This window comes from Streptomyces sp. NPDC044061, from assembly GCF_056434305.1.
Genome location: NZ_JBWKFL010000049.1, coordinates 1 through 15,110, shown reverse-complemented (window position 1 = coordinate 15,110; position 15,110 = coordinate 1). Strand labels below are relative to the sequence as shown.

Below are 15,110 nucleotides of genomic sequence, written 5' to 3'. Positions count from 1 at the left end.
CCTCACTCGAGCCGCGGGCGGGCCCTGACCTGGGCCCGGTCCGCCGCGGCCGCGCCCTCCGTCCAGCCCGCCGCGTCGCTCACGCCCCGCAGCCGGGTCGTCGTGGTCTGCGGGAACATGCGCTCCAGCCGGTCGGTGACGGCGACCTCGCGGGTGGCGAGGACCGGCAGCAGGTCCTCGGTCACCTGGGTCTCGGCGGCGGCCGCGAGGCGGTCGCCCACCCGGTGGGCGTAGGCCGCGAGGAACGACTGCCGGAAGGTCTTGGTCCGCTTGCGGCCGCCGGCTCTCTGGGCGGCCTCGGCCCCGGCCATCGCGTGCGTGGCCTGCACCAGCAGCGAGGTGTGGAGCAGCTCGACCGCCTCCAGGTCCGCCTCGAAGCCGACGACCGTGGAGAAGCCCAGCGCTTCGTTCCACACCGCGCGACAGTGGTTGGCGGTGGCGACCGCGTCCAGCAGCACCGCCTTGGCCTGTTCGTACGGCGGCTCGATGCCGATGCGGCAGGCGCCGGGCGCGTCCGGCGCGGGGGCACCGGCGGCGAGCAGCGCCTCGTCGACGCTGTGCCGGGCCATCAGCTCCTGCGCCTTGGCGCTCAGCACCTCCGCCTCCTCCGGATATCCGGTCGCCTCGGCCTTGGCGAGCAGGGCGCGGATCCGGGTGAGCATGCGGGAGGCGGCCGGCCCGTGCTCGCGCCGGGGTTCTTCGAGGGGCTCCAGGGCGGGCAGACGGAGCAGTAGGCGGTACAGCTGGAGGACGGCGGTGGCGTGCGAGAAGCGGTCGCCGGTGCGCGCGGGGTCCTCGGGCAGCGCCTCCAGTTGGCCGGCCCAGCGGCGCCCGCGCGGGCGGTCCCGCCCGGCCTGGGCCCGGATCAGTCCCGCGGCCAGGCGTATGTGGACCCCCTCCAGGTCACGCCGCACGAGCCGCACGACATCGGCGGGCTGCCAGCCGCGCTGCCAGGCCGTCGCGACGAACTCCTCGCCGCGGCGCGTGAGTTCGGCGTCCTCGCCCGGGTCGGCGGCGAGCAGGGACGCGCCCGTGTCGAGTCCGGTGTCGGTGTCGTCGTACAGGGCGGCCCGGAAGGCCCGCTCGACGGTGCTGGCGGTGCTGGTCACGCTGTCGATCGTGCCACGCGGCACCGACAGGGGGCCGAGGTCGTCCACATCCTGTGGACAGCCTCGACCGCGGAGGGCCGGCCGCCATCACGGGACACCTGTCAACCATCGGTTGACACCCTAGGGGTGGCAACCTACGGTTGACACATGGCGACCAACCCGAACATCACGGCATCCGTCCGCCTCGACGACCTCATCGAGGCCATCAAGAAGGTTCACCCCGAACCCCTCGACCAGCTCCAGGACGCGGTGATCGCCGCCGATCACCTCGGCGACGTGGCCGACCATCTGATCGGCCACTTCGTCGACCAGGCCCGCCGCTCGGGCGCGTCCTGGACGGACATCGGCAGGAGCATGGGCGTCACCCGCCAGGCGGCACAGAAGCGCTTCGTGCCCAAGGAGTCGGCCGACCTCGACCCGAGCCAGGGCTTCAGCCGCTACACCCCGCGCGCGCGGAACGTGGTCATGGCCGCCCACAACGAGGCGGTGGCGGCCCGCAACCCCGAGGGCCGGCCCGAGCACCTGGTCCTCGGGCTGCTGGCCGAGCCGGACGGCCTGGCCGCGAAGGCGATCACCCAGCAGGACGTCCTGCTGGACTCCGTGCGCCAGGCCGCGACCGCCGCCCTCCCGCCGGCCGCCGAGAACGTCCCCGACCTCATCCCCTACGGCCCCGAGGCCAAGAAGGTCCTGGAGCTCACCTTCCGCGAGGCCCTGCGCCTCGGCCACAACTACATCGGCACCGAACACCTCCTGCTGGCCCTGCTGGAGCACGAGAACGGCGAGGGCGTCCTCAGCGGGCTCGGCATCACCAAGGCCGCGACCGAGGAGTACGTCGGCAGGGTGCTGGCGCTGCTGCTGGAGCAGAAGACGGCGGCGGCGGACGCGGAGCAGGCAGCGACGGACAAGTCGGCGGACTGAGCCCGGGTGCGGAGCGGACCACGCCACCGGGAGCGATCCCGAAGATCCTGCTCCAGTAGAAGGATCCGCAGGTCAAGCCCATTGTCAGTGCCGCCTGCCACACTCGCTGTCATGACCGACCGGTGGGCTCTCGCGCCGGCCGAGGACGGTGGCGTGGACGTCGCCCCCCTCGGCCCGGACGGGCTGCCCGCCGGCCCGGTCCGGCGGGAGACCGATCTCGCCGGGGCGGTGCGGAGCCGTCCGGAGGTGACGCGCTGGGTGTGGCGGTCGACCGCCGAGGTCTACCCGCGTCTGCTCGCCACGGGGGTGCGAGTGGAGCGGTGCTACGACGTCGAGGACGCCGAAACACTCCTGCTGGGCCACGAGGGCCGGTACGGCGAGCCACGCTCGGCCGCCGCCGCCCTGGCCCGCCTCCGCGGCGGCCCCGTACCGCCCGACCCGCCGCAGCGCCCGGCCGAACCGGGCGCCCAGTCCCCGCTGTTCGAGCCGACCGGTGCCCGCCTGCCGCTCGCGGACCTCATCGCCGTCCACGCCGACCAGCAGCGGCGGCACGAGAAGACCGCCCACCCCGACCGGATGCGGCTGCTGACCGCCGCCGAGTCGGCCGGGATGCTGGTGGCCGCCGAGATGAACCGCTCCGGCCTCCCCTGGAGCGCCGAGACCCACCGCGAGCTGCTGCACCGGTTGCTCGGCGAGCGGTACGCGGGCGGGGGCGAGCCGCGCCGCCTGGCCGAGCTGGCCGACGAGGTGTCCGCGGCCTTCGGCCGCCGGGTCCGGCCCGACCTGCCGGCCGACGTGGTCAAGGCCTTCGCCCAGGCCGGGATCAAGGTGAGGTCCACCCGCCGCCGGGAGATCGCCTCGGTCGACCACCCCGCGGTAGAACCGCTGCTGGAGTACAAGAAGCTGTACCGCATCTGGGTGGCGCACGGCTGGTCCTGGCTGCAGGACTGGGTCCGCGACGGCCGCTTCCAGCCCGAGTTCCTCGCCGGCGGCACGGTCACCGGGCGCTGGGTGACCAACGGCGGGGGCGCGCTGCAGATCCCCAAGGTGATCCGGCGGGCCGTGGTCGCCGACCCCGGCTGGCGGCTGGTCGTGGCCGACGCCGACCAGATGGAGCCGCGCGTGCTGGCGGCGATCTCCCGCGACCCCGGTCTGATGGAGGTGGCAGGCCGGGAGAGCGACCTCTACCAGTCCGTCTCCGACCGCGCCTTCTCCGGGGACCGCGACCAGGCCAAGCTCGCCGTGCTCGGCGCGGTCTACGGCCAGACCTCCGGCGACGGCCTGAAGAACCTGGCGGCGCTGCGCCGCCGCTTTCCCAGGGCGATGGCGTACGTCGACGACGCCGCGCGGGCCGGGGAGGAGGGCCGGCTCGTGCGCACCTGGCTGGGCCGGACCTGCCCACCCGCCGCCGGGACGGGCGAGGAGGCGGAGGAGGAGGCGGGCATCCCCGTCGGCGACGACGACTCCGGCGGGTCGTGGGTCCCCGGCCACTCTTCGAGCAACTCCCGCGCGCGGGGCCGCTTCGCGCGGAACTTCGTCGTGCAGGGCAGCGCCGCCGACTGGGCCCTGCTGCTGCTCGCCGCGCTCCGCCGGGCCTGCGCGGACCTCGAGGCAGAGCTGGTCTTCTTCCAGCACGACGAGGTGATCGTGCACTGCCCCGCCGAGGAGGCCGACACCGTGGTGCGGGCCATCCGGGAGGCCTCCGGCCTCGCTGGGCGGCTGACCTTCGGCGAGACGCCGGTGCGCTTCCCGTTCACGACGGCGGTGGTGGAGTGCTACGCCGACGCCAAGTGAGCGCCCGTCACGGGACGGAGCAGTCGGAAAGCAGCTCCCGCAGCTCCTCCAGGACCGCCTGCTCGTCCGTGCCGTCCAGCGCCGCGAGAGCCGCGCGCCAGGTGTCGTACGCCTCCGCCCGCCGCCCCTGTTCGCGCAGCAGCAGACCGTGCTGGTGGCGGGCGAGAGCGCCCATGTAGCGGTCGGCGCGGGCGTCGGCCCGGCGCAGCAGCTCGGCGCACTCGCCGGCCGCCCGCTCGGTCTGGTCCAGCCGGCGCAGCGCGCGCACCAGACCGAGTCGGGTCTGCGACTCGCCGTGCCAGTCGCCGTGGCCGCCGAGGATGCGCAGGCTCTCCTCGAAGTGCCGTGCGGCAGCCGCCGGTTCGCCGAGCGTGAGGTGGGCGTAGCCGATGTTGCAGTGCGCCGAGTGCTGCACGATGACCGCTCCGATCGCGTCCCCGATCGCCAGTGAACGCCGGTGCTGCTCGATGGCGGCACGCGGATCGGTGTGCTCGTGGAGGTTGCCGAGGTGGCTGTGGGTGACCGCCTCGCCGTAGGGGTCGTTCAGCTGCCGGGAGTACGTGAGGCTCTGGCGGAGCGCGTCGCCGGACTCCTTGAACCGGCCGAGCCCCTCCAGCAGCAGCCCGCGGTTGTTCAGACAGCGCCGGATCCTGGACAGCGCGCCCAGCCGCCGCCAGATCGCGAGGGCCCGGTCGGTGAGGATCAGGGCGTCGTTCTGCCGGCCGGTCAGGAAGTGCAGGCCCGCGAGGTCGCCCAGGGCGTACGCCTCGGCCGGCGCGTCCCCGAGCCGCCGCGCGGCACACAGCCCGGCCCGTCCCAGTACCTCCATCTCGGCGACCCGGCCGCTGCGCTGCACATAGGGGAAGAACAGCCGTACGAGAACCGAGAGATGGGCCCTGCGGCGCTCGTCGTCCGTGTCGGCGTTGCGCTCGACCAGCGCGACGATGTTCTCCAGCTCCACATCGCCCCAGGCGAACGCCCTCTCGGCGGACTCGAAGGAGTCCAGGTCCGCCACGTCCGCCGCGTGCTCGGGCGGCTGGGCGGCGGTGGGCCGACGGCGGTCCTCCTGGTCGAGGCCGGGCTCCACGACGGCCGTGAGGGCCCGCTCGGCGGCGGCGGCGTACCAGCGCAGCGCGGTGAGGTCCGGGTCGGCGCCGGTGGCCGCCGCGGGGGCCTGGCCGGCCAGTTCGCGGGCGAAGTCACGCACCAGGTCGTGCGGGGCGTAGCGGCCGTACTCCGTCTCCTCCAGCAGGGCCACGTCGACCAGTCGGTCCAGGGCGGCCTCGGCGCGGCGCGCGTCGGTGCCGGTGAGGCGGGCGACCAGCGGGGCGCCGTAGGTGGGCAGGTCGAGGGCTCCGATGCGGCGCAGAACGAGGGCCGCGTCCCGGTCCGCCTCCCGCTCGGCGGCGGCCAGCGCGTCGTGGGCGACGGCGAGGGAGCGGCGGACGCTCAGGTCGTCGTACTCCAGGTGGTGCAGTCGGTCCTCGGTGGCGGCGAGTTGGCCGGCCAGCACGTCCGGGGTCAGGGCCCGGCGGGCGGCCAGCCGGGCCGCCACGACCCGCAGCGCGAGCGGAAGCCTGCCGGTCAGCTCGACCAGCGCGTGTCCTGCGCCGAGCCCCTCGCGTCCGCTCACCGCTCGGAGCAGCGCCGCACTGTCCTCGCCGGTCAGCGGGCCCAGCGGGAAGCGCCGGGCGCCGTCCAGGGCGGTCAGGGGCGAGCGGCTGGTGACGATCACGGCACAGCCGGGGCCGGCCGGCAGCAGGGGGCGCACCTGGGCCGCGCTCGCCGCGTCGTCCAGCACCAGCAGGATGCGGGCGGGGGCGAGCAGTGAGCGGAGCAACGCGGCTGCGGCGTCGGGGTGTTCGGGGATGCTGCGGGGTTCGGCGCCGAGGTCGCGCAGCAGGGCGGCGAGCGCCTGGGCCGAGGTGAGCGGGGTCATGCCGGGTGTGGCGCCGTGCAGGTTGACGTACAGCTGGCCGCCGGGGAAGCGTTCCCGCAGGCCGTGGGCCACGTGCAGGGCGAGGGCGCTCTTGCCTACGCCGGCCATGCCGCTGATCACGGCGAGTTGGCTCCGCCGGTTGGCGAGGGTGTGGTGCAGGTCGCTGAGTTCTGTGGCTCGGCCGGTGAAGTGTGCGGGTTGTGGTGGTAGTTGGGCCGGTGCGGGCGTGTGCGGTGCGGGCGTGTGGGCCGGTGCGGGTGTGTGGGCCGGTGCAGGTGTGTGGGCCGGTGCAGGTATGTGGGCCGGTGCGGGCGTGTGGGCCGGTGCAGCTGTGTCGGTGGTTGCGGGTTCGTGGGTGGGTGCGGGTGTGTGGGTGGGTGCCCGGCCTTCGGCCGGGATCGAGTTCCCACCCGCACCACCCGTGCTGGTTTCGTCGTCGAGTGCGGGTGGCCCCTGTGGGGCGGAAGCGCCGTCGGCGGGTGCGGGTGTGCTGGGGGCGGCATACTCGCCGTCGACGGGTGCGGGTGCGCTGTGGACGGGACGCTCGCCGTCGGCGAGTGCGGGTGCGCTGTGGACGGGACGCTCGCCGTCGACGGGTGCGGGTGCGCTGTGGACGGGACGCTCGCCGTCGGCGAGTGCGGGTGCGCTGTGGACGGGACGCTCGCCGTCGGTGGACATCGGCTCGGTGATGGTGGGGGAATCCGCAGGCCCCGATGGCGTGGAGTCGCGCAGTACCTCCACGTGGGCCTGGCGGACCGCGGGGCCGGGCTCGATGCCGAGTTCCTCGATCAGGCGGGCGCGCAGGTCGCGGTGGACGGCCAGGGCCTCGGCCTGGCGGCCGGTGCGGTGCAGGGCGAGCATCAGCTGACGGTGGTATGCCTCGCGCAGCGGATGCTCGGCTACCAGGGCCGCCAGTTCCGGGACGAGTCCGGCCACTCTGGCCCCGCCGAGGGCGAGTTCGGCGTCGTACCGCCACTCCACCAGGAGCCGGCGCGCCTCCTCCAGACGCTGCACGAACGCGAAGCCGCCGAAGTCGGCGGGGAACCCGCTGAGCGGCGTGCCGCGCCAGAGCGCCAGCGCGGCCGCGCAGGGGCGCACGACTCCCGCCCAGTCACGCCGGCCATGCGCCGTCCGCGCCTCGGCCACCCGGGCGTCGAAGACATGCACGTCCAGCTCACCCTCGTCCACCCGCAGCACATAGCCCGGCGCGACGGCCCTGAGCCGCTCGGGGTCGTCCAGGAGCCGGCGCAGCCGGGTGACGTGGTTGTGCAGCGACGCCTGAGCGGAGGCGGGAGGCGCGCCGCCCCACAGGGCGTCCTTCAGCGACTCGACCGACACGACCCGGCCGGCCTCCAGCAGCAGCGCGGTGAGCAGGGCACGGACCTTGGGGCTGCCAATGGCGCGGACGACGTTGTCGGGGGTGTGGTCAGGGGTGCTGCCGACGTCACCGGGTTCGTCGGGGCCGCCGTACGAAATCCCGTACGGCTGTCGGTCGTACAGGACGGGCGGCCCCAGCAGTCCGAAGCGCAGCTCGCACCGCCGCATCACGCCGCCCCACTGCCTTCCCGCACGATCCCGTGACCGTGCCGCGCGGCGGGCACGCGCCCACCGTTCCCTGGCGGAATTCCGCCCCGTCCGCCACAGTTTCCCGCCACCTTCCCCCTGCCGGTGGGGGTCGGAATCCGTTAGGGTTCCGGCTTACCGCGGCCGCCGTCCGGCGACTTCTGGCCAACCGGTCCTCGACCTGCGGACGAACCGTTGGCCACATGTTAGCGATCCGTTGGTGAGCCCTGATGTGATCTTTCCATCGGATCCGGCCCGACGGCGCGCGCGTCATGTCGCGTAACTCGGGGGAGTGTCGCCGCAGGCCTGGTCCGGGGACGTAGAAGGGCCCCGGTCGGCGGAGGTGAACGACCGGGGTCCTGTCCCGTACCCTCCGTGCCCCTCGCTCAGACGACGGGCGGGCGCCCCAGCCGGGTCAGCCGCCACACCGTCCGCCAGCGCATCGGCCGCCGCTCGCCGGCCGGCTCCCGCAGCCCCTCCGCGAACCCGCCGAACCAGGCCCGCAGCCCGGCCGGGGAACGGGTGCGGGCGAGGGTGAGCAGCGTCCAAGCCCCCAGGTGCACCGGGACGAGCGGCAGCGGAAGCCGGCGCCGGACGAGCCACACCCGATTGCGGGCGTTGACGCGGTAGTAGATGGCGTGCCGGGCCGGTGAGGTCTTGGGGTGCCGCAGGAGCAGTTCGGGGGCGTAGAGGATCCTCCAGCCCTCGTCGGCGGCCCGCCAGGCGAGGTCGGTCTCCTCGTGCGCGAAGAAGAACTCGGCGGGCCAGTCCCCGGTCTCGGCCAGCATCGCCATGCGGAAGGCGTGCCCGCCGCCGAGGAAGCCGGTGACGTAACCCCCGCGCAGGGGGTCGGACTTGCCGAGCCGGGGCACGTGCCGCTGCTGGGTCTCGCCGTGCTCGTCGGCGATCCGGAAGCCGACGATGCCGAGGCGCGGGTCGGCGGCGTACAGCTCGCCCACCCGGCGCAGCGCGTCGGCGTCGACGAGCAGCCCGTCGTCGTCGAGTTCGACCACGATGTCGACGTCGCCGTACTCACGGAGCCGGGCCAGGGCGACGTTGCGGCCGCCCGGGCAGCCGAGGTTCTCCTCGACGTCGATGGTGGTGACCTCGCCCGGCAGGGACAGCCGCCGGGCGAACTCCGGCAGCCGGCAGCCGTTGCCGACGATGACGATGCGGGCGGGGGCCACGTCCTGCTTGGCCACGGACTCCAGCAGGGCGTCGACTTCGGCGGGCCGGTTGCCCATGGTCACCACGGCGACGGCGATCCTCGGCTCCACCACGTCCCTCACCCCATCCGGCGTACGACGGCACCGGCGTCCTGACCGCGCGGCGCTCGCCGTTCACCAAGATGTTGCCTCAGAGGCGCCGGTTCACCTGACGTGGATTCACTTTGCGGCCCCTTTGCTGCGGTTTTGTCCGCGCCTTTCCCGGCGCGGATGGGTCAACCCAGATGGCTGCCGCGTCGACGAGCGCCCAATACTCCTGGCAGGAGCCATTGCCACCGCTTCGACACCGCCCTCTCTTCCGAGCGCCCCCCACGACGCGGCGGCAGTGGGCGCCCCTCGGATCACGACCGGCCGCCCGGCCCGCTCCCCCGTCCGGGGAACGCCACGGTCCTCTCCCCCCACGGTAGGAAAGGCCTCGAGATGTCACGTTCCACTTCGGGCACCGCGTCGAGTCCGTCCGGGTGCGGCCGCGCCCACCGCCGTCACCGCCGTGATGGCCGCTCCGCACCGGATCTGACGGCGGCAGCCGCCGTAGGCGAGGAGGCCGTCAGCCCACGTCGGCGGCGCGAGCGGTCCAGCGCTCCTCGACCTTGGCCAGGCGCCAGTACCCTACGGCCACGGCCCAGACGACCACGAACAGGCCGACGATGACGTAACCGACGTTGTCCAGGTCCAGTCCCGCGATCCAGCCCGTGACGTCGTCGCGCAGACCGAGCTTGTCGTGCAGGACGCCGACCAGTTCGATCGTGCCGACGAAGAAGGCCACCGCGATGGACAGTCCGGTGATGGTGAGGTTGTAGAACACCTTGCGCACCGGGTTGGAGAACGCCCACTGGTACGCGAAGTTCATGAACGTGCCGTCGAGGGTGTCGAACAGGCTCATACCGGCCGCGAACAGCAACGGCAGGCACAGGACCGCGTACCACGGCAGTCCGGCGGCGGCGCCGTTGCCGGCCAGGGCGAGGAGCAGCACCTCCGTCGTGGTGTCGAAGCCGATGCCGAAGAGGAAGCCGAGAGGGAACATCTGGCCGGGCCGGCGTATGGACCTGGTGAGCCGACCCAGCAGGCGGTTCATGAAGCCGCGCGAGTCGAGGTGGGCCTCCAGCTCCGCCTCGTCGTAACGCCCGGACCGCATCGCCTTGAAGACGCGCAGAATCCCCAGCAGCGCCACGAGGTTGAGGGCGGCGATGAGATACAGGAAGGAGCCGGAGACCGTCGTGCCGACCGTGCCGAGGACCTGGTGGGTCCGGGAGCCGTCGTTCATCAGGGTGCCGGCGAGCTTCGCGCCGCCGGCGACCAGCACGGCCATGACGACCACCACGCTGGAGTGGCCGAGCGCGAACCAGAAGCCCACCGACACCGGCCGCTTGCCGTCGGCCATCAGCTTGCGGGTGGTGTTGTCGATCGCCGCGATGTGGTCCGCGTCGAAGGCGTGCCGCATGCCGAGCGTGTACGCCGTGACGCCCAGGCCGATGCCGAACGCCTTGGTGCCGACCTCGTAGTGACGCGGTATCACGAGCAGGAACAGGATGCCGAACGCGACCACGTGCAGGGCGACGATCACGGCCAGGAGGCCGGCGGTCCGGACGGTGTCCTCGCGTCGCCAGCGGAAGGACGGGGCGGCGGTGGTTTCGGGCACGCCTTCGGACACGGTCATACGGTCACGCTCCAGCACCTCGTGGATCAGCTTCGTGATGCCGTGGCCGGTCTCCTGGCTGACGGGTCGACGCGCCCGCCCCTGCCTTCCCGGCCGTGCGGCCAGTGGCGTGTAGGGGGCGGGAACTTCCCGATCACAGTGGCGAGGGCCGCTCCGGACTGAGCCCCTGAGGGCTGTCACCGGTCTTCCCGAACACCACGGCCCGTTCACCCTAGAAGGGCGTGGGCCGTGGCTGCAAGGCTGCACATCTGAACAGGTATGGAGGCCTGCGGCGGTGCCCTGCGATGATGGCTCCATGCATCTCGTCCCCGCGGAACGTGCCGGGCAGCGCACCATCGACGGCCATCGGGTGTGCGACGCCATCGCCGCGGTCGGCGAGCCCGAGCGCGTACGGGCCTGGGCGGACCGCTTCTCGCTGCTCTCCGATCCCGGACGGCTGTCCCTGCTGCTCGCCCTCCACGAGGCCGGCCCCATCGCGGTCTCCGACCTCGCCGTCGCCACCGGGATGAGGGACACCGCCGTCTCGCAGGCGCTGCGCCTGCTGCGGACCGCGGGCGTGGTCGAGGGCGAGAAGGACGGCCGGGTCGTGCGCTACCGCCTGGTCGACACATCGATCTCCGGGCTGCTGCGGCACTGCGTGTCCGGCGGCTGAAGGCTCGGCACGATGGCCTCCCTCGTCCACTTCAAGAAGGAGTCCGAGGACGGGTCGGTCGTCCGCCACTCCTTCGGTGAGGACCCGGCGGAGATGCCCCGGCTCCTGACCATGAACACGCACACGCACACGCGCACGGCCCGGCCGGACGACGGCGCCGTCGACCACACCTTCCTCAAGGCATCCCGGAAGATCAATGCCGTCTACGACGAGCGGTCCCGGTGGCCGGAGCGGGGCATGACCGCGGGCTGATCCCTCCTGGTCCGGAGGTGTCCGGGGTGTTCGGGTCACCGAGGCCGGGAGCGGGCCGGGGGCTACGGGTTTCGCCGCAGGCGACACGGTGACGGTGGTTCGGCCATTTGGCCGCCGTCGGTTCGCGTGCGCTGCCGGGCCGCGGTGCCGTTGACGCGGAATGCGTGCCGACGCCCGACACAGCGGGGCGTCCGGCGCTCAGCCGTGGAGGGACAAGGCATGGGCATATCCGGACCGACAGCGGGCCGTCGGGGTCGTGCCGCGCTCGTCGCCGTGTTGGTGACCTGCTCGACCGTTCTGAGCGGGCAGGACCTCGCCGCGGTCGGCGGCGCGCCCACACCTTCGGTGCCGGCCCCGAAGCTGGACTGGAGACAGTGCGTTCAAGGCAGCCCGTTCGACTGCGCGACCGCGAAGGTGCCGCTGGACTACGGCAACCCGGGTGGCCGCACCATCGACCTGGCCGTGGTCAAACGGAGGGCGACCGACCCCGGCCGCCGCATCGGCACCCTGTTCTTCAACCCCGGCGGACCCGGCGGGCCGGGAACGGTCCAGATGCCGCAGAACTACGCGTCCTTCCCGCGCGAGGTGCGGGAGCGGTTCGACATCGTCAGTTGGGACCCCCGCGGCATCGGCAGCAGCACTGCGGTGAACTGCTTCGCGAGCCGCGAAGCAGCCGCCGCCTGGAGCGCGAGCAAACCGGCGGGCTTCCCGGTGGGCGAAAAGGAGCGGACGGCCTGGACCGCCGCGTACAAGGACCTGTCCCGGCGCTGTGAGCGGCGAGACCCCGAGCTCCTGCGTCATGTCTCGACCGCCGACACCGCTCGCGACCTCGACCAGCTCCGCCGGGCGGCGGGCGAGTCCCAACTCACCTATCTCGGGATCTCCTACGGCACGTTCCTGGGCGCCACCTACGCCAACCTCTTCCCGGGCAAGGTGCGCGCCATGGTCCTCGACAGCAACTGGGACCCGCAGGCCTGGACGAATCACGCCTCCGACGACGCCCGGCTCACGGCATTGCTGCGCTTGGGCTCGGACCGCTCCGCGGCAGCGACCCTGGACAGGTTCCTCGCCCTGTGCGGGTCCACCACCACCGCCCGCTGCGCCTTCTCCGCCGGCAGCCCGAAAGCGACCCGGGACAAGTTCGACCAGCTGATGCGGCGGCTCCGGAAACGTCCCGTGGGCACGTCGACCTATGCCGGCACGGTCGCCGACGTGGTGAACAGCCTCTACGTCGTTCACCCCGGCTGGACGGACCTGGCCGGCAGGCTGCAGGACCTGTGGCAGGGCCGCACCCCGAAGCCGTCCCCACCCCCGCCCGCCCCACCAGTCCCGAATCCGGATCCGTACCTGGGCGAGGAACAGGCCGCCGCGGTGTTCTGCGGCGACAGCCCCAATCCACGCGACCCCGGCGCCTACCACGCTCTGGAGGAGGCCGGCGCCCGCCGTGCGGGTGACGCCGGACGCTACTGGACATGGAACGCCGAGGGATGTGCCACCTGGCCGGCGGTCGCCGCGAACCGTTACCGCGGCCCGTGGAACAAACCCACGGCGCACCCCGTCCTGGTGGTCGGCACCGTCTACGACCCCGCCACTCCCTACTCGGGCTCCCGGGCCATGGTCCAGGAACTGGCAGACGCCCGCCTGCTCACCAACGACGGATACGGGCACACGGCCCTGATAAACCCCAGCAACTGCGTCAAGGGCCACGAAAGCCGCTACCTCATCGACGGCACCCTCCCCCCGACCGGAACGACATGCCGTCCGGACACGCCCCCCTTCGCCCCGCCGAAGCCGAGCGGCGGCATCGCCACCGGAGGTGGCGGGACGGCCCACGAGAGACGCGCCTGAACGAGAGCACCCCAGGACGGAGGAGATCCGAGCCGGGGTTCCGGGACGAGCCGCTTTGCTCGGAGGCCGCTTGAAACCGGCCAACCAGGAACCCGCGCGTCCGCTCCTCCGTCCTCCCACAGGGTGTGCCACGTCTGCCGGCCACCATTGCAGACATTACTGGCCAATCCGTACAGATTCGGCCAAAGGTCCAAAATTCGCTCCCCCATCATGGCTACTCATGGGTAACCTCAATGGATCCCGAAGCCGCCTCGACCGAAACACTGGCGGCCGGGAACCGTTCACAGGGGGAAGGAACCCGACTCTTGCGTAACAAGCTCGGCCGCACGATCACGTGCGCAGCAGTGCTCGCCCTCACCGCCACCGGCGCCGTCACGGGAACAGCGAACGCCGCCACGGACGTTCCCGACGCCACCGGCACCATCACGGGAACAGCGAACGCCACCACGGAGGCTGCCGACAACGCCGCCACAGACGTTTCCGGCGACGCCGCCACAGAGGTCTCCGACACCGCCTCCGCAGATGTTCCCGACGCGGTGTGGACCACAAATGGTTGGCCCGCGCCTTCAGCCGATCCGCACCTGCCCGACGCAAACGGCAACATCCCCGCCGACCAGGAGCAGGCACCGCAGCCGCTCATCGACGAAGGCATCTACGGCCCTGCCGCCGATCCGGTGCCCACGTCGGCGGAGTCGGCCTCGGCAGCTGCGGCGATCTCCGGCAACGGAACGGCCAACTGGGCATACAACAACCTGGACACCAGGTGGGAGTACAGGACCGACTGCGCGAACTTCGTCTCGAAGGCCCTGTACCACGGGGGCGGGATGCAGATGCGCCCCGGCGGCCGCAAGGCGGACAACGCGTGGTGGCAGGGCAGGTACGGGTTCGGCAAGAGCTGGAGCTGGACGAGTGCGGACTACCTCCGGCGGCACGTGACCAGGTGGCGGCACTCCGCGATGATTCCGCACGAGTACAACGCCAAGGTGGGGGATCTCGTCTTCTTCAAGTGGAAGAGGGAGCGGGTCTACAACCACGTGGCGATCGTGTCGGCCATGGTGCAGGGGCACGCCAGGATCGTGCAGCACGGCCTGAAGAATGAGACAACCCTGCACGAGGTGCTCGAACGGTACAGTCACACCTCGAACCCGATCGAGAAGGTCACGATCGTCAGGCCCAAGGACCGTGGGTAGCAGGGACGTTGAGATGCCGAGGTTGAAGCGGAGTCACACAGCGGCCGGATGGCTGGCAGCAGCAATGGTCCTGACGGCTGGATGCTCCGTCCTGGACAGCAGCTCTGCTGATGCCAGAGGACCCGGCGCGTCCTACGAGCAGGCGTACGCCGACCACGAAGCGCTGCACGTGGTCGGCTACCCGTCCACCGGCTCTCTGCTGGTGGTGCAGAAGCTCGTGTGGGACATCGCCGACGGCAGGACGGACGAACTCCGCAAGCTGGCGACCAGCGACGGCAGCGAGACGGATGCCCGGAAGACGGCCGCCAACTGGATCAAGGGCTTCGGTGCCGGCGCCCGCGGCAAAGTGACAGGCGATTTCTATGACGACGGCTCGGAGCGCCAAGTCGTGGTCCTGTACTTCCATGACACCCACCAGGTCAAAGAGTTCACCGTTCGGCTCGATGGCGACGCGGGCAAGGAGGACTGGCGGATCCTGATGAAGTCGACCGATTTCAAGGACGCCACCCACGCTCCCGGCTGGGCGCCGAAGGAGCCGGGGGGAACCGGCTCCAGGAGGAAGAACACCTGATCACAGGAGCACCCGGGGCTGTGGGTTCGGCCCGGAAGCAGGCGCGTCATATCCATGCGCGCGACTGAAAGTCCACGTAGGCCAAATTGACATATGTGGCAATATGGCCTACGTGGCACTTGATGCCGATGGGGGCTTCTTCAGCGAACCCTCAGCGGGGAGAGCTCAGACAGGCGAGAGGAGTGAACATCATGATCGCCAAGCTGCTCGGCAAGCTGTCCTTCACCCGCCACTACGGTGCGTACGGGGAACACGACTGGGACTCGTACGTCGGCGCCGACTCGGCCTGACCGCACTGGCGGGGGGGGGGCCCCAGGGGCCGCCAGGGTCCCACCCCCCGTCCCGCAGGCGTTAGCTTGAGAGGGGCGGGAGCACGGGGGTAGTCTACGGG

The 15,110-nt window shown here is 72.2% G+C and carries 11 protein-coding genes and 1 riboswitch; of the genes, 7 read left to right on the top strand and 4 right to left on the bottom strand.

The window, feature by feature from the left end; translation table 11 throughout:
- Positions 1-2: 2 nt before the first annotated feature.
- On the bottom strand, positions 3-1,109 hold the full coding sequence (locus AC07CM_RS42480; RefSeq protein ID WP_478881902.1) for a DUF2786 domain-containing protein: 1,107 nt from the start codon (positions 1,107-1,109) through the stop codon (positions 3-5).
- Positions 1,110-1,256: 147 nt separating this feature from the next.
- Here AC07CM_RS42480 and AC07CM_RS42475 point away from each other — a divergent pair, with 147 nt between their 5' ends.
- Complete coding sequence (locus tag AC07CM_RS42475) at positions 1,257-2,027, top strand: Clp protease N-terminal domain-containing protein (protein ID WP_478881901.1); 771 nt, start codon at positions 1,257-1,259, stop codon at positions 2,025-2,027.
- A 111-nt stretch (positions 2,028-2,138) separates the two neighbouring features.
- On the top strand, positions 2,139-3,821 hold the full coding sequence (locus AC07CM_RS42470) for a bifunctional 3'-5' exonuclease/DNA polymerase (protein WP_478881900.1): 1,683 nt from the start codon (positions 2,139-2,141) through the stop codon (positions 3,819-3,821).
- Positions 3,822-3,828: 7 nt separating this feature from the next.
- Here AC07CM_RS42470 and AC07CM_RS42465 read toward each other — a convergent pair whose 3' ends face one another.
- The 3 genes from AC07CM_RS42465 to nicT all read right to left on the bottom strand — a co-directional run bounded on the left by AC07CM_RS42465 (position 3,829) and on the right by nicT (position 10,206).
- Positions 3,829-7,305: an AfsR/SARP family transcriptional regulator gene (locus tag AC07CM_RS42465; RefSeq protein WP_478881899.1), complete on the bottom strand. Its 3,477-nt coding sequence runs from the start codon at positions 7,303-7,305 to the stop codon at positions 3,829-3,831.
- A 404-nt stretch (positions 7,306-7,709) separates the two neighbouring features.
- Positions 7,710-8,603, bottom strand: a complete 894-nt coding sequence (locus tag AC07CM_RS42460; RefSeq protein WP_478881937.1) for a glycosyltransferase family 2 protein — start codon at positions 8,601-8,603, stop codon at positions 7,710-7,712.
- Between the two features lie 493 nt (positions 8,604-9,096).
- Positions 9,097-10,206 carry a Nickel transporter NicT gene (gene nicT, locus AC07CM_RS42455; protein ID WP_478881898.1) on the bottom strand — a complete coding sequence of 370 codons (1,110 nt, stop codon included), beginning with the start codon at positions 10,204-10,206 and terminating at the stop codon, positions 9,097-9,099.
- 27 nt (positions 10,207-10,233) lie between these two features.
- Positions 10,234-10,421, bottom strand: a riboswitch (cobalamin riboswitch).
- A gap of 80 nt (positions 10,422-10,501) precedes the next feature.
- On the opposite strand from nicT, the gene AC07CM_RS42450 reads away from it, so the two are divergent.
- From AC07CM_RS42450 to AC07CM_RS42430, 5 genes are all read left to right on the top strand, one after another.
- On the top strand, positions 10,502-10,858 hold the full coding sequence (locus AC07CM_RS42450) for an ArsR/SmtB family transcription factor (protein ID WP_478881897.1): 357 nt from the start codon (positions 10,502-10,504) through the stop codon (positions 10,856-10,858).
- Between the two features lie 12 nt (positions 10,859-10,870).
- Entirely contained in the window at positions 10,871-11,110 is a 240-nt protein-coding gene (locus AC07CM_RS42445; protein ID WP_478881896.1) for a hypothetical protein, read from the top strand.
- A gap of 219 nt (positions 11,111-11,329) precedes the next feature.
- Positions 11,330-12,958 (top strand): alpha/beta hydrolase, encoded by a 1,629-nt coding sequence (locus AC07CM_RS42440; RefSeq protein WP_478881895.1) that lies wholly within the window; start codon positions 11,330-11,332, stop codon positions 12,956-12,958.
- Positions 12,959-13,263: 305 nt separating this feature from the next.
- Positions 13,264-14,148 (top strand): amidase domain-containing protein, encoded by an 885-nt coding sequence (locus AC07CM_RS42435; protein WP_478881894.1) that lies wholly within the window; start codon positions 13,264-13,266, stop codon positions 14,146-14,148.
- Between the two features lie 13 nt (positions 14,149-14,161).
- Positions 14,162-14,719 (top strand): hypothetical protein, encoded by a 558-nt coding sequence (locus AC07CM_RS42430; RefSeq protein WP_478881893.1) that lies wholly within the window; start codon positions 14,162-14,164, stop codon positions 14,717-14,719.
- Positions 14,720-15,110: the final 391 nt, after the last annotated feature.